This window comes from Streptomyces sp. DSM 120436 (genome assembly GCF_055778765.1).
Map to the genome: position 1 here is coordinate 1,576,249 of NZ_JBSKBS010000002.1, position 15,418 is coordinate 1,591,666.

The 15,418-nt window shown below is 70.7% G+C and carries 12 protein-coding genes and 1 tRNA gene; 11 read left to right on the plus strand and 2 right to left on the minus strand.

Translation table 11 applies throughout. From position 1 onward, the window contains the following. Positions 1-586: 586 nt before the first annotated feature. Positions 587-3,313, minus strand: a complete 2,727-nt coding sequence (gene polA, locus ACWH4W_RS29275; protein ID WP_473078811.1) for a DNA polymerase I — start codon at positions 3,311-3,313, stop codon at positions 587-589. A 194-nt stretch (positions 3,314-3,507) separates the two neighbouring features. Between polA and ACWH4W_RS29280 the strand changes: the two genes are divergently transcribed. From ACWH4W_RS29280 to ACWH4W_RS29320, 9 genes are all read left to right on the plus strand, one after another. After that, positions 3,508-5,787 (plus strand): FdhF/YdeP family oxidoreductase, encoded by a 2,280-nt coding sequence (locus tag ACWH4W_RS29280; RefSeq protein WP_473078812.1) that lies wholly within the window; start codon positions 3,508-3,510, stop codon positions 5,785-5,787. Positions 5,788-5,844: 57 nt separating this feature from the next. Further along, positions 5,845-6,327 carry a PaaI family thioesterase gene (locus ACWH4W_RS29285; protein WP_473078813.1) on the plus strand — a complete coding sequence of 161 codons (483 nt, stop codon included), beginning with the start codon at positions 5,845-5,847 and terminating at the stop codon, positions 6,325-6,327. A gap of 125 nt (positions 6,328-6,452) precedes the next feature. Beyond that, complete coding sequence (locus tag ACWH4W_RS29290) at positions 6,453-6,869, plus strand: hypothetical protein (RefSeq protein ID WP_473078814.1); 417 nt, start codon at positions 6,453-6,455, stop codon at positions 6,867-6,869. Then, the gene (locus ACWH4W_RS29295; RefSeq protein WP_473078815.1) at positions 6,866-7,471 is read left to right on the plus strand and encodes a Tat pathway signal sequence domain protein; all 606 of its coding nucleotides are present in this window, start codon (positions 6,866-6,868) and stop codon (positions 7,469-7,471) included. The genes ACWH4W_RS29290 and ACWH4W_RS29295 overlap by 4 nt, the downstream gene beginning before the upstream one ends. 287 nt (positions 7,472-7,758) lie before the next feature. Next, positions 7,759-8,991 (plus strand): branched-chain amino acid ABC transporter substrate-binding protein, encoded by a 1,233-nt coding sequence (locus tag ACWH4W_RS29300; RefSeq protein WP_473078816.1) that lies wholly within the window; start codon positions 7,759-7,761, stop codon positions 8,989-8,991. Positions 8,992-9,100: 109 nt separating this feature from the next. Next, complete coding sequence (locus tag ACWH4W_RS29305) at positions 9,101-10,033, plus strand: branched-chain amino acid ABC transporter permease (protein WP_106414702.1); 933 nt, start codon at positions 9,101-9,103, stop codon at positions 10,031-10,033. 5 nt (positions 10,034-10,038) lie between these two features. Next, positions 10,039-11,865, plus strand: a complete 1,827-nt coding sequence (locus ACWH4W_RS29310; protein WP_473078817.1) for a branched-chain amino acid ABC transporter permease — start codon at positions 10,039-10,041, stop codon at positions 11,863-11,865. Next, positions 11,862-12,914, plus strand: a complete 1,053-nt coding sequence (locus ACWH4W_RS29315) for an ABC transporter ATP-binding protein (RefSeq protein WP_473079290.1) — start codon at positions 11,862-11,864, stop codon at positions 12,912-12,914. Before ACWH4W_RS29310 ends, ACWH4W_RS29315 begins: the two co-directional genes overlap by 4 nt. Then, complete coding sequence (locus ACWH4W_RS29320; RefSeq protein WP_473078818.1) at positions 12,911-13,627, plus strand: ABC transporter ATP-binding protein; 717 nt, start codon at positions 12,911-12,913, stop codon at positions 13,625-13,627. The genes ACWH4W_RS29315 and ACWH4W_RS29320 overlap by 4 nt, the downstream gene beginning before the upstream one ends. Positions 13,628-13,696: 69 nt before the next feature. Here ACWH4W_RS29320 and ACWH4W_RS29325 read toward each other — a convergent pair whose 3' ends face one another. After that, the gene (locus tag ACWH4W_RS29325; RefSeq protein WP_473078819.1) at positions 13,697-14,356 is read right to left on the minus strand and encodes an ANTAR domain-containing response regulator; all 660 of its coding nucleotides are present in this window, start codon (positions 14,354-14,356) and stop codon (positions 13,697-13,699) included. Positions 14,357-14,457: 101 nt separating this feature from the next. Between ACWH4W_RS29325 and ACWH4W_RS29330 the strand changes: the two genes are divergently transcribed. After that, a tRNA-Leu gene (locus tag ACWH4W_RS29330) sits at positions 14,458-14,540 on the plus strand. Positions 14,541-14,622: 82 nt separating this feature from the next. After that, positions 14,623-15,402: a helix-turn-helix domain-containing protein gene (locus ACWH4W_RS29335; protein WP_473078820.1), complete on the plus strand. Its 780-nt coding sequence runs from the start codon at positions 14,623-14,625 to the stop codon at positions 15,400-15,402. Positions 15,403-15,418: the final 16 nt, after the last annotated feature.

Here is a 15,418-nt window from a genome sequence, read left to right on the forward strand (position 1 = left end):
GCACCGACCACTGCGGCGAGGGCACCGCCCGCCCACCGGCGGCCACCGCCGGGGCGAAGCCGCAGGCGGTGGCCTGCCGGCCGCGCGGCGACGGGGCGAGCGGACGGCCGTCAGGCCGCCGCGCCCCGGCATGCGACACGAGTGCCGCGCACCACCCACGGCCACATCCGAAACGGAACCGCAGGCCGCAGAGGCCCACCGACCACACGACGACGGACAGACCGGACGCCCGTCAGCCGACGCGCCGCGGCATGGACGCGGGTACCGGCCGCCTGCGGCGGCCACTGCCGAAGCGGAGTCCGGGGGCGCTGGGGATGGCCCGGCACGGTGACGGGGCCGGGCGGAGACGCCCGGCCTCCGCCCGCCCGCCGGGGCGAAGCCGCAGGCGGAGGCGTGCCGCCGTACGACGGCGGGCCGGGCGGGACGCCCGCCCGGCCGGTGCGTACCGGCGCCGCCGCGCCTCCGCGCCGCCGCGCCTCCGCGCCGCCGCGCGGCGGCGCACCGGCCGGAGGGGGGCAGGTGCCTGGCCGCGGGCGCGCGGGGGTTCCCGCAGAGACACAGGCCGCGCCCGGCCTCGCGCACCGCGTCAGTGCGCCGCCGACTCCCAGTCCGGGCCCGCGCCCACCGAGACGCCCAGGGGCACCCGGAGCTCGACGGCGGACGCCATCTCGCGGCGGACCAGGTCCTCGACCTGTTCGCGCTCGCCGGGGGCGAGTTCCAGGACGATCTCGTCGTGGACCTGGAGGAGCATGCGGGAGCGCAGGTCCGCCTCGCGCAGGGCGCGGTCGACGTTGAGCATGGCGATCTTGACGATGTCCGCCGCCGTGCCCTGGATCGGCGCGTTCAGCGCCATCCGCTCCGCCGCCTCGCGGCGCTGGCGGTTGTCGCTGTTGAGGTCCGGCAGGTAGCGGCGGCGGCCGAACAGCGTCGCCGTGTACCCCGTCGCCCGCGCCTCGTCCACGACGCGGCGCAGATAGTCCCGTACGCCGCCGAAGCGTTCGAAGTAGGCGTCCATCAGGGCGCGCGCCTCCGCCGCCTCGATGTTGAGCTGCTGGGACAGGCCGAAGGCGGACAGCCCGTAGGCCAGGCCGTAGGACATCGCCTTGATCTTGCGGCGCATCTCCGCGTCCACCGCGGACCGCTCGACGGAGAACACCTGGGCGGCGGCCGTGGTGTGCAGGTCCTCGCCGGACGTGAACGCCTCGATCAGACCGGCGTCCTCGGAGAGGTGGGCCATCACGCGCAGCTCGATCTGGCTGTAGTCGGCGGTGAGCAGCGCCTCGAAGCCCTCGCCGACCACGAAACCGCGGCGGATGGCGCGGCCCTCGTCCGTGCGGACCGGGATGTTCTGCAGGTTGGGGTCGGTGGAGGACAGCCGGCCCGTCGCGGCGACGGTCTGGTTGAACGTGGTGTGGATGCGGCCGTCCGCGGCGATCGTCTTGATCAGGCCCTCGACGGTGACGCGGAGCTTCGCCTGCTCACGGTGACGCAGCATGATCACCGGCAGTTCGTTGTCCGTCTGCCCGGCGAGCCAGGCGAGGGCGTCGGCGTCCGTGGTGTATCCGGTCTTGGTCTTCTTCGTCTTCGGCAGGGCCAGCTCGCCGAAGAGGACCTCCTGGAGCTGCTTGGGCGAGCCCAGGTTGAACTCGTGCCCGGCCGCGGCGTGCGCCTCCTTCACCGCCTGCTGCACGGCGCCGGCGAACATCTGCTCCATGGACTCCAGGTGCGCCCGGTCGGCCGCGATGCCGTGCCGCTCCATGCGGGCCAGCAGGGCGGAGGTGGGCAGCTCCATGTCGCGCAGCAGATCGGAGGCGCCCACGTCGGCGAGGCGGCTCTCGAAGGCCTCGCCCAGGTCGAGGACGGCGCGGGCCTGCACCATCAGCGCGTGCGCCTGGGCGCCGTCGTCCGCGCCGAAGGCGAGCTGCCCGTCGGGCGCGGCGGCGGGCGCCAGCTCGCGGTGCAGGTACTCCAGGGACAGGGCGTCCAGGTCGAAGGAGCGGCGGCCCGGCTTCACCAGGTACGCGGCGAGCGCCGTGTCCATGGTGACGCCCTCGATCCGCCAGCCGTGCTCGGGGAAGACCCGCATCGCGCGCTTGGCGTTGTGGAACACCTTGGGGCGGGCCGCGTCGCCGAGCCAGGCGCGCAGCGCCTGCTCGTCGGCCTCGTCCAGCTCGGCCGGGTCGAACCAGGCGGCCGGTCCCTCCGCCGTGGCCAGCGCGATCTCGGCGACGGAGCCGGTGCCGAGCGCCCAGGAGTCGACCGCGACGACGCCGACCGGACCGGTGGCGTGCTCCGCGAGCCAGCCGGCCAGTTCGCCGGTGCCCAGCACGGCGCCGTCGACCTCCACGCCGTCCGCGGCGACCGGGGTGGTCTCGGCCTCCTCGGCGCCCGGGTCGACGGCGAAGAGCCGCTCCCGCAGCGAGGGGTTCCTGATCTCCAGGGTGTCGAGGATCATCGCCACGGTCTTGCGGTCGTAGGCGGTGCGCTCCAGGTCGAGCACACCCTTCGGCAGCTCCACCCGGCGCTCCAGCTCGGTGAGCCGGCGGTTGAGCTTGACGGACTCCAGGTGGTCGCGGAGGTTCTGCCCGGCCTTGCCCTTGACCTCGTCGACCCGCTCGACCAGCTCGGCGAAGGAGCCGAACTGGTTGATCCACTTCGCGGCGGTCTTCTCGCCGACGCCGGGGATGCCGGGCAGGTTGTCCGACGGGTCGCCGCGCAGGGCTGCGAAGTCCGGGTACTGCGCGGGCGTCAGGCCGTACTTCTCGACGACCTTCTCCGGCGTGAAGCGGGTCAGCTCGGAGACGCCCTTGGTCGGGTACAGCACCGTGATGCGGTCGGAGACCAGCTGGAAGGAGTCGCGGTCGCCGGTGACGATCAGCACCTCGAAGCCCTCGGCCTCGGCCTGGGTGGCGAGCGTGGCGATGACGTCGTCCGCCTCGAAGCCCTCGACGGCGAAGCGGGGCACGCTCATCGCGTCGAGCAGCTCGCCGATCAGCTGGACCTGGCCCTTGAACTCGTCGGGGGTCTTGGAGCGGTTCGCCTTGTACTCGGTGAACTCCTCCGAGCGCCATGTCCTGCGGGACACGTCGAAGGCGACCGCGAAGTGCGTGGGCGCCTCGTCACGCAGGGTGTTGGCGAGCATCGACGCGAAGCCGTAGATCGCGTTCGTCGGCTGGCCCGTCGCGGTGGTGAAGTTCTCCGCGGGCAGCGCGAAGAACGCGCGGTACGCCAGTGAGTGCCCGTCCATGAGCATCAGGCGCGGGCGGGTCCCGCCGGAGGTCTGGTCGGTCTTCTTCGATGCTGTCTCTGCCACAGGTCCGATCCTGCCACGCCCCGCTGACACCGGACCCCGCCCCCGCGCCGCACGCGTCCGGCGCACCGGGGACCGGGGCGCGTCCCCCGCGGGCCTCGCTCGCGAGGTCCGCGCTTCCTCCCCGCCGCCCCGGCCCGGGCCCCGTGGGAGGATCGGAGGTCCACCTCACACGTGTGCGTGAACAGGAGTGCGCGATGGCAACGAAGCCGCCCCAGGGTGATCCGGTCCAGGACGCGCCGAAGGTGGCCGAGCGGAAGCGGGCGGCCGCCGGGCTTCCCGCGATCGGTCACACCCTGCGCATGGCCCACCGGCAGATGGGGGTGAGGCGCACGGCGCTGACGCTGCTCGGCGTCAACCAGGAGAACGGTTTCGACTGCCCGGGCTGCGCCTGGCCCGAGCCGGAGCACCGGCACCGCGCGGAGTTCTGCGAGAACGGCGCGAAGGCGGTGGCCGAGGAGGCCACGCTGCGCCGGGTCACCCCGGAGTTCTTCGCCGCGCACCCGGTCTCCGGCCTGGCCCGCCGCAGCGGGTACTGGCTGGGACAGCAGGGCCGGCTGACCCACCCCGTGTACCTTCCGGAGGGCGCCGACCACTACGAACCGGTGAGCTGGGAGCGCGCCTTCGACATCGTCGCCGAGGAGCTGGCCGCGCTGTCCTCCCCCGACGAGGCCGTCTTCTACACCTCGGGCCGCACCAGCAACGAGGCCGCGTTCCTCTACCAGCTCTTCGCGCGCAAGCTGGGCACGAACAACCTGCCCGACTGCTCCAACATGTGCCACGAGTCCTCCGGTTCGGCCCTGTCGGAGACGATCGGCGTCGGCAAGGGCAGCGTGCTGCTGGAGGACCTGTACCGGGCGGACCTGATCGTGGTCGCCGGGCAGAACCCGGGCACCAACCACCCGCGCATGCTGTCCGCCCTGGAGAAGGCCAAGGCGAACGGCGCGCGCGTGGTGAGCGTCAACCCGCTGCCGGAGGCGGGGCTCGAGCGCTTCAAGAACCCGCAGACGCCCAAGGGGCTCACCGCCGGCACCGCGCTGACCGACCTGTTCCTGCAGATCCGCATCGGCGGCGACCAGGCCCTCTTCCGCCTCCTGAACAAGCTGGTCCTGGACACCCCGGGCGCGGTCGACGAGGAGTTCGTCCGCGACCACACCCACGGCTTCGAGGAGTTCGCCGAGGCCGCCCGCGCCGCGGACTGGGACTCCACGCTCGCCGCGACCGGCCTGGCGCGCGAGGACATCGAGCGGTTCCTGCGGATGGTGCTGGACTCGGAGCGGATCGTCGTCTGCTGGGCGATGGGCCTGACCCAGCACAAGCACTCCGTGCCGATGATCCGCGAGATCGTCAACTTCCTGCTGCTGCGCGGCAACATCGGCCGCCCGGGCGCGGGCGTGTGTCCGGTGCGCGGCCACTCCAACGTGCAGGGCGACCGCACCATGGGCATCGTCGAGCGGCCCGCGCCGGCGTTCCTGGACGCGCTGGGGCGGGAGTTCGGCTTCACGCCGCCGCGCGAGCACGGCCACGACGTCGTCCGGGCGATCCGCGCGCTGCGCGACGGCGCGGCGAAGGTGTTCTTCGCGATGGGCGGCAACTTCGTCGCCGCCTCCCCCGACACCGAGGTCACCGAGGCCGCGATGCGCCGGGCGCGGCTGACCGTGCACGTGTCGACGAAGCTGAACCGCTCGCACGCGGTCACGGGCGCGCGCGCCCTGATCCTGCCGACGCTGGGCCGCACCGAGCGCGATCTGCAGGCGGGCGGCGAGCAGTTCGTGACGGTGGAGGACTCCATGGGCATGGTGCACGCCTCGCGCGGCCGGCTGGAGCCGGCGAGCCCGCACCTGCTGTCGGAGCCGGCCATCGTGTGCCGGCTGGCCCGCCGCGTCCTCGGCGCGGAGGACGACGTGCCGTGGGAGGAGTTCGAGAGGGACTACGCGACGGTCCGCGACCGCATCGCGCGCGTGGTGCCCGGCTTCGAGGACTTCAACGCGCGCGTGGCGCGCCCCGGCGGCTTCGCCCTCCCGCACGCCCCGCGCGACGAGCGCCGCTTTCCCACGGCCACCGGGAAGGCCAACTTCACGGCGGCGCCGGTGGAGTGCCCGCAGGTGCCGGAGGGCCGGCTGCTGCTGCAGACGCTGCGCTCGCACGACCAGTACAACACCACGGTCTACGGCCTGGACGACCGTTACCGGGGCATCCGGAACGGGCGCCGGGTGGTGCTGGTGAACCCGGAGGACGCCCGGGAGCTGAGGCTCGCGGACGGCTCCTACGTGGACCTGGTGAGCGAGTGGAGGGACGGTGTGGAGCGCAGGGCGCCCGGTTTCCGCGTCGTGCACTACCCGACGGCACGGGGCTGCGCCGCCGCCTACTACCCGGAGACCAATGTCCTGGTGCCGCTGGACGCCACCGCGGACACCTCCAACACCCCGGCCAGCAAGTCGGTCGTGGTGCGTCTGGAACAATCGGCGACCGACTGAGCGTCCGCTCAGGGCACAGACGTACCGACGTACCGACGCACGATTGGAGCCGGGCCCATGGGAGAGCCGCAGCAGGTGAAGTTCCCGCAGGAGGTCATCGACGAGTACGCCGCGCTCGGTGTGGACCTTCAGGCGCTGTTCTCGGCGGGCCACCTCGGCACGCGGATGGGTGTGCAGATCACGGAGGCGTCGGCGGAGCGCGTCGTCGGCACGATGCCGGTGGAGGGCAACACCCAGCCCTACGGCCTGCTGCACGGCGGCGCGTCCGCCGTGCTGGCGGAGACGCTGGGCTCGGTCGGCTCGATGCTGCACGGCGGCGTGGACAAGATCGCGGTCGGCGTGGACCTCAACTGCACGCACCACCGGGGGGTCCGCTCCGGCCTGGTCACCGGGGTCGCCACCCCGGTGCACCGGGGGCGGTCCACGGCGACGTACGAGATCGTGATCACCGACGAGGCGGACAAGCGGGTGTGCACCGCCCGGCTGACCTGCCTGCTGCGGGACGTGCGGCCGGGTGACGCGGAGAAGGCGGCCGGCTGACGACAGCGGGGGTGTGGGGCGCCCCCGGGGAAGTTCCCCGAGGAGCCTCCCTCGCCCCCGCCCCGCAGCGCCGCGCCCGTCGCCGCCGTTGTGTGCGGACGGCGGGCGCTCTAGCGTTCCGTGCCATGGGACGGGGCCGCACTCCTCGCGCCACCGGGGCGTTCCGCGCGCCCCTCCTGACCGTGCTCGCGGTGACCCTGGCCGTGGCCGGGTGCACGGCGGACGCACCCCGTGCGGCGCGGAACGCGCCTGCCCCGGCCTCCGGCTCCCCGTCGCCGCGGGCGACTTCCGACGTGGACCTGTGCGTGAGCGTCGTCGGCCACTGGGCGCGGGAGCTGCTCGACGGCCACGGGTACGGCGACTACCAGTCCATGGGCATGTCCGGCGGCCAGTACGACGTCCTGCGTGACGTGCTGGACGCCGCGCGCGCGGCCCGCCGTGCAGGGGCGCGCGACGTCCGCGTGCTGACGGACCGCCGGACGCGCCAGGGATGCGCCGCGTACCACCGCTCCGGCGGGCCCGCCGAGGGGCCGTGGCCGTGAGCGGCATCGGTCCCGTCGAACCGGACGGCGACACACGGCCGTCGGACGCGCTCCCCGCCGCTCCGCTTCCCCGGAACGGCACGCCGGCCGGCGTGCCGACACGCCCCCGCAGGACCGCGACGGTCGCGCTCCTCGCCGCCGCCGTACTCGCCGGCGGGCTCGCCCTGCACCTGACGCGGCCCCGCCCCGAGCCCCCGCCCGAACCCCGCTTCCCGAGCCAGACGACGTCCTTCCGCTACCTGTCCATGCAGGCCAGAGACGCACGGGCGACTTTGCCAGAATTTGAATTCATAATACAGGCACTTTCGGAATCCGACGCTCCGGTGACCGTTCTGGACATTTCCCAGCCCTACGCGGGCCTGTCCCTCAGCTCCGCGCCGACCACTCCTTTACGAGTGAAAGGGGGCACGTCCCGCAAGATCACCGTGACCGTCCGCGTGACGGAATGCGGAAAAGTGCCACGGAACGCCGGACTCCCTTTCCTGGACGTAACACTGCGTAACACGCGCGCAAAGGAGGCGCACAGCTACATCCTCGGCGCCCGGTACGCCAGGGACCTGTCCGCAGCCCTGGAGGTGGCCTGCGACGACGAGTTTCGGTAATCAGCAAAACACCTGATACACCTGAACCACCCCCGCCGGTTCCTGCGGTTTCTCACCATGCGGACAGGGCAAATCGGCGGGAATTCAGCTCTTCTCCCCACTCAGTACCGCTCTGCAATACGTCGTGTCATAACAAGAGCGTCACAGCCTTGGCCAGAGTCTCCTCCGCATTCCCTCCACACGCTTAGAGTCACGGCCAGTCACCGCGCCGCCTGATATCCACTCGGCCCAGCGCTCGACTCGGCCGTTTCCACGGGGAAGCGGCTGTCAGGGGAAAGGACTGGATCGTGCGTCAACGTTCGCTCATCTCCATCACCGCCGCCCTGGCGGCAGGTGCACTCACCCTCACCGCCTGCGGCTCACGCGACGACAACGGCGGCGGCTCGGACTCGGGCAACGGTGACACCACCGTGGTCATCGGCGTCGACGCGCCCATGACCGGCGACCTCTCCGCGCTCGGCCTCGGCATCAAGAACTCCGTGGACCTCGCCACGAAGATCGCCAACAAGGAGAAGTACGTCGAGGGCGTCACCTTCAAGATCGAGGCCCTCGACGACCAGGGCCAGGCCTCCGTCGGCCAGCAGAACGCCACCAAGCTCGTCGCCAACAAGGACGTGCTCGGCGTCGTCGGCCCGCTGAACTCCTCCGTCGGCGAGGCGATGCAGAAGGTCTTCGACACCGCCAAGCTGGTCGAGGTCTCCCCCGCGAACACCAACCCCGCCCTCACCCAGGGCGTGAACTGGCAGACCAAGAAGGAACGGCCGTACAAGTCGTACTTCCGCACCGCGACCACGGACGCCATCCAGGGCCCGTTCGCCGCACAGTACGTCTACAACGACGCCAAGAAGAAGAAGGTCTTCGTCATCGACGACAAGAAGACCTACGGCGCCGGACTGGCCGCCACCTTCACCGAGGAGTTCAAGAAGCTCGGCGGCCAGGTCGTCGGCACCGAGCACATCAACCCGGAGAGCAAGGACTTCAGCGCCGTCGCCACCAAGGTGAAGAACTCCGGCGCCGACGTCGTCTACTACGGCGGCGAGTACCCGCAGGCCGGCCCGCTGAGCAAGCAGATCAAGGAAGCCGGCGCCAAGATCCCGCTGGTCGGCGGCGACGGCATCTACAGCGCCGACTTCATCAAGCTGGCCGGCGCGGCCGGCGCCGGCGACCTCGCCACCTCCGTCGGCGCACCCGTCGAGTCGCTGCCGTCCGCCAAGGAGTTCGTCGCGAACTACGAGGCCGAGGGCTACAAGGAGGCCTACGAGGCCTACGGCGGCTACTCCTACGACTCCGCCTGGGCCATCATCGAGGCCGTCAAGAAGGTCGTCGACGACAACGACGGCAAGCTGCCCGACGACGCCCGCGCCAAGGTCGTCGACGCCATGCAGAACGTCTCCTTCGACGGCGTGACCGGCAAGGTCTCCTTCGACGAGTTCGGCGACGCGACCAACAAGCAGCTCACCGTCTACACCGTCAAGGGCGGCGACTGGGCCACCGTGAAGTCCGGCACCTTCACCGGCTGACCTCCCCCGCACCACTCACACGAGCCGCGCGGGGCGCTGTTCCACTGGCGCCCCGCGCGGACTCGGTTCCGGCCCATCCGTCGAACCCGAAAGTCTCGGAGGACATGCGGTGAACGAACTGCCGCAGCAGCTGGTCAACGGCCTGCTACTGGGATCCATGTACGGCCTGGTCGCCATCGGCTACACAATGGTCTACGGCATCGTCCAGCTCATCAACTTCGCCCACGGCGAGATCTTCATGGTCGGCGCCTTCGGCGCCATCACCGTGCACCTGTACGTCTTGCCGGACGGCACCTCCATGTGGGTCGCCCTGCCGCTCATGCTGATCGGCGCCATGATCGCCTCGGTGCTGGTCGCCATCGGAGCGGAACGGTTCGCCTACCGCCCGCTGCGCGGCGCCCCCCGGCTGGCCCCGCTGATCACCGCCATCGGACTCTCCCTCGCACTCCAGCAGGCCGTCTGGGCCTTCTACCCGGAGGCGAAGTCCAAGCTGGCCTTCCCGCAGATCGAAGGCGGCCCGTTCACCATCGGCGGCGCCACCATCCAGACCGGCGACATCTTCCTGCTCGTCGCCGCACCCCTCAGCATGGCGTTCCTCGCCTACTTCGTGATGCGCACCCGCACCGGCCGCGGCATGCAGGCCACCGCGCAGGACCCGGACACCGCGAAACTGATGGGCGTCAACACCGACCGCATCATCGTGATCGCCTTCGCCCTCGGCGCCGTCTTCGCCGCCGTCGGCGGCGTCGCCAGCGGCCTGAAGTACGGCCAGATCGACTTCAAGATGGGCTTCATCCTCGGCCTCAAGGCCTTCACCGCGGCCGTGCTCGGCGGTATCGGCAACATCTACGGAGCCATGATCGGCGGCGTGGTCCTCGGCGTCGTCGAGACCCTGGCCACCGCCTACATCGCCGACATCCCCGGCCTGGACCAGTTCGGCAGCCAGTCCTGGGCCGAGGTCTGGGCCTTCATCCTCCTCATCCTCGTGCTCCTGTTCCGGCCACAGGGCCTGCTCGGCGAGCGCGTCGCGGACAGGGCGTGACACCGATGACCACACAGACCACAGCGCAGAAGACCGTGGCCGCACCCGCCCCGAACACCCCCTCCGGGCTCATCGGCATCCCCGCGAACCTCGCACGGGCCCTCGCCACCGGCGGCAGCGTCCTCGCCGTCATCTCCACCTTCCTCGCCTGGACCTGGACCTCCGCCTTCCCCGGCGACCTCACCGTCTACGGCTACCCGGGCGGACTCCAGGTGCTCGTCCTCGCCGGCGGCGCCCTCGCCACCCTCTTCTGCCTCGCCTCCTACGGCGTCAGAGGACTGGGCTGGCTCACCCCGGCCGGCGCCGACGCGGCCGTGAAGTACGCCGTGCTCGGCACCTTCGCCACCGCCTGGTACACCGTCGTCTCGATCAGCGCCGAACTCGGCGGCGTCGTCAACCTCGAACCGGGCGGCTACCTCGTCGCCGCCGCCACCCTCATCGCCCTCCTCGGCGCCCTGGCCCTCCCCTTCGAACGGCCCGAACCCGACCCGATCGACCCCGAGGCCGGCGGCTGGGAACGATTCACGCACGACGCCGGGCACGCCCTGACGGTGCTGCGGACCGCCTTCGCCTCCGGCTCCCCGCGCCCCGTGCGCACCCTGCCGTCCTACGCCGAGATCCTGATCATCGTCGCCGTCCTCGCGGTCGCCCTGACCGTCTTCACCTACGGCATCGGCACCGAGTACGACGAGCTGTTCGTCGGCTTCCTGATCACCGCCGGCTTCGGCTTCAGCGCGCTGAACCGCTCCGGCCTGATCGCCCACGCCTCCCAGATCAGCGCCCGCCACCAGAACATCACCGTCTGCGGCGCGTTCATCGCGGCGGCCCTGTTCCCCTTCACCCAGACCGACGACCAGTACGCCACCCTCGGCGTCTACATCCTCATCTTCGCCACCGTCGCCCTGGGCCTGAACATCGTCGTCGGCCTCGCCGGCCTGCTCGACCTCGGCTACGTCGCCTTCCTCGGCGTCGGCGCCTACGCGGCCGCGCTCGTCTCCGGCTCGCCCAGCTCACCCTTCGGCGTGCACTTCCCCTTCTGGGCCGCCGTCCTGGTCGGCGCCGCCGCCTCGCTCGTCTTCGGCGTGCTGATCGGCGCGCCCACACTCCGGCTGCGCGGCGACTACCTGGCCATCGTCACCCTCGGCTTCGGCGAGATCTTCCGCATCGCCGTGAACAACACCGACGGCACCTCCGGCCCGGACCTCACCAACGGCTCCAACGGCATCGCGTCCATCCCGGACCTGAACATCCTGGGCTTCGACTTCGGCGTCGCACACGACATCGGCGGCTTCACCATCGGCCGGTTCGCCAACTACTTCTTCCTGATGCTGCTCATCACCGCCGTCGTCGTCCTCGTCTTCCGGCGCAGCGGCGACTCCCGCATCGGCCGGGCCTGGGTCGCCATCCGCGAGGACGAGACCGCCGCCCTCGCCATGGGCATCAACGGCTTCCGGGTCAAGCTCATCGCCTTCGCCGTGGGCGCCACCCTCGCCGGCCTCGCCGGCACGGTCCAGGCGCACGTCACCTACACCGTGACCCCCGAGCAGTACCTGTTCGCCGGCACCACCCCGCCCAACTCCGCCTTCCTCCTCGCCGCGGTCGTGCTCGGCGGCATGGGCACCATCGCCGGACCCCTCATCGGAGCCGCGCTGCTCTTCCTCATCCCCAACAAACTCCAGTTCCTGGGCGACTACCAGCTCCTCGCGTTCGGTATCGCACTCGTCCTGCTGATGCGCTTCCGCCCCGAGGGCCTCATCCCCAACCGGCGCCGCCAGCTGGAGTTCCACGAAGAGGCCGACGCGCCCACAGTCCTGAGCAAGACGGGGGCCTGACCACCATGACCACCCACATCACCAAGGACACCGCCGCGGGCGCGCCCGCCCCCGGCACCGTCGTCCTCGACGCGCGCGGCGTCACCATGCGGTTCGGCGGCCTCACCGCCGTCCGGGACGTCGACCTCACCGTCCGCAGCGGCGAGATCGTCGGCCTGATCGGCCCCAACGGCGCCGGCAAGACCACCTTCTTCAACTGCCTCACCGGGCTGTACATCCCCACCGAGGGCGAGGTCCGCTACAAGGACAAGGTGCTCCCGCCCAAGTCCTTCAAGGTGACCGCCGCCGGCATCGCCCGCACCTTCCAGAACATCCGCCTGTTCGCCAACATGACGGTCCTGGAGAACGTCCTCGTCGGCCGCCACACCCGCACCAAGGAGGGCTTCTGGTCCGCCGTCCTGCGCGGACCCGGCTTCCACAAGGCCGAAGCCGCCTCCCGCGCCCGCGCCACGGAACTGCTGGAGTTCGTCGGCCTCGCCGAGAAGGCCGACCAGCTCGCCCGCAACCTCCCCTACGGCGAGCAGCGCAAGCTCGAGATCGCCCGCGCCCTCGCCAGCGAACCGGGACTGCTGCTCCTCGACGAGCCCACCGCGGGCATGAACCCCCAGGAGACCCGGGCGGCGGAAGAGCTCATCTTCGCCATCCGCGACCAGGGCACCGCCGTCCTCGTCATCGAGCACGACATGCGGTTCATCTTCAACCTCTGCGACCGGGTCGCCGTCCTCGTCCAGGGACAGAAGCTGATCGAGGGCGACCCCGCCACGGTCCAGGGCGACGAACGGGTCATCGCCGCCTACATCGGCGAACCGCTGGCCGACGACCCCGGGGCCGCGGAGGCCGCCGAGGTCGAGGCCGCCGAAGCGGCGGCCGAAGCGGCGGGCCGGCCCCGGACACCCGCCAAGGCGGCCGACGCGACGGCTGACGCGGAGACACGACCGGAGGCCGCCACGGACACCGCGACCACCGCGGACGCCGAGACAGAAGCACAGGCGGACACGGAGACCGAGGCCACCACGGACACCGCGCCCGGCAAGGAGAACGACCGATGACCGCACTCCTCGAGGTCGAGGACCTGAAAGTCGCCTACGGCAAGATCCAGGCCGTCAAGGGCATCTCGTTCAGCGTCGGCGCCGGCGAAGTGGTCACCCTGATCGGCACCAACGGCGCCGGCAAGACCACCACCCTGCGCACGCTCTCCGGACTCCTCAAGCCGGTCGGCGGCCAGATCAAGTTCAACGGCAAGTCGCTGAAGAAGATCCCCGCCCACAAGATCGTCTCGCTCGGGCTGGCCCACTCCCCCGAGGGACGGCACATCTTCCCGCGCATGACGATCGAGGACAACCTCCGCCTCGGCGCCTTCCTGCGCAGCGACAAGGCCGGCATCGAACAGGACATCCAGCGCGCCTACGACCTCTTCCCCATCCTCGGGGAACGCCGCAAGCAGGCCGCCGGAACCCTGTCCGGCGGTGAGCAGCAGATGCTCGCCATGGGCAGGGCCCTGATGTCCCGGCCCCAGCTGCTCATGCTCGACGAACCCTCCATGGGTCTGTCGCCGATCATGATGCAGAAGATCATGGCGACCATCGCCGAGCTGAAGTCCCAGGGCACCACCATCCTGCTCGTCGAGCAGAACGCCCAGGCGGCCCTGTCGCTGGCCGACCACGGCCATGTGATGGAGGTCGGCAACATCGTCCTCTCCGGCACCGGCCGCGACCTCCTCCACGACGAGTCGGTCCGCAAGGCCTACCTCGGCGAGGACTGACCCGGCAGGCGAAAGGCCCGCACCCCGGTCCCACGGGGTGCGGGCCTTCGTCGTCCGTGTGACGTCCGCTCAGCCGCCCTTCGCGGCCTTCTTCTCCTCGGCGTCGTCGATGACCGCCTGGGCCACCTGCTGCATCGACATGCGCCGGTCCATCGAGGTCTTCTGGATCCAGCGGAACGCGGCCGGCTCGGTCAGCCCGTACTGCGTCTGCAGCACCGACTTCGCACGGTCCACCAGCTTGCGCGTCTCCAGCCGCTGACTGAGGTCGGCGACCTCGCGCTCCAGCTCCTTCAGCTCCGTGAACCGCGACACCGCCATCTCGATCGCGGGCACCACGTCGCTCTTGCTGAACGGCTTGACCAGGTACGCCATCGCACCCGCGTCCCGCGCCCGCTCCACCAGGTCGCGCTGCGAGAAGGCGGTCAGCATCAGCACGGGGGCGATGGACTCCTCGGCGATCTTCTCGGCCGCCGAGATGCCGTCCAGCTTGGGCATCTTCACGTCGAGGATCACCAGGTCGGGGCGGTGCTCACGGGCCAGCTCGACGGCCCGCTCACCGTCGCCCGCCTCGCCGACGACCGTGTAGCCCTCCTCCTCGAGCATCTCTTTGAGATCGAGCCGGATCAGTGCCTCGTCCTCGGCGATGACGACGCGCGTCGTCATCGGCGGCACGTGCGACTTGTCGTCGTCGGACACGTCTGCGGGCTGGGGCGACTCGGGGGCGCTCAACGTGGGCTCCTTGGTGCGGGGCAGGCCGGTACTGCTGCTTATGCAGCCTACCTAGAGGCGGCGACCAAGGGGGACCCGGTATGATTCCGTGAGCCAGTCCTGCCGGGTTGGTGGAATGGCATACACGGATGTCTCAAACACATCTGCCCGAGAGGGCTTGCGGGTTCGAGTCCCGCACCCGGCACTCCCTGAAGCGGAGGATCACGTTCGCGTGGTCCTCCGCTTTTTGCTGCGTGGCGTCACCCTCACTCACGCACAGTGGCCGCATGGAACAGCACAGCCCTTCGACCCGCGCACACGCTGTCGCACTCATGCGACAGGGCGTCCCCAACCGTGTGGTGGCAGAGCAACTGAACATCCCGCGAGGCACCATCGGCTGGTGGCGTTGCGAGGACCGCAAACTACGCGGCGAGGTATACCGGCAGCCGACGAATTGCCCGAAGTGCACAGGTCTCGGCTTCGACGAAGTGGCGTACTCGTATCTGCTGGGGCTCTACCTCGGCGATGGCCACATCGTCTCGAAGCCGAAACAGCACCACCTGTCGATTTTCTGCGACGCCAGGCAGACGGGCTTGATCGCAGCCGCCGAAGACGCGATGCGCAAGGTGATGCCCTCCTCCAGCGTCGGACGGAACCGAAAGCCCGGCTGTGTCGAAGTGAAGTCGTACACCAAGCACTGGACGTGCATGTTCCCCCAGCACGGCCCCGGCAAGAAGCACGATCGCCTCATCGCCCTCGAACCCTGGCAGCAGGCCATCGTCGATGAGCATCCCTGGGAGTTCATCCGCGGGCTCATCCATTCGGACGGCTGCCGGATCACCAACTGGACGACCCGCATGGTCGCCGGCGAGCGCAAGCGCTACGAGTACCCGCGGTACTTCTTCAGCAACACGTCGGACGACATCAGGAAGCTCTTCACGGACACACTGGACAAAGTCGGCGTCGGGTGGACCACGCTGGCCCGTGGCAGCGATCCTTTCAACATCTCCATCGCCCGCAAGGCGTCCGTCGCCCTGATGGATCTCCACGTGGGCCCCAAGTACTGACCCGAAAGGCCCCGCG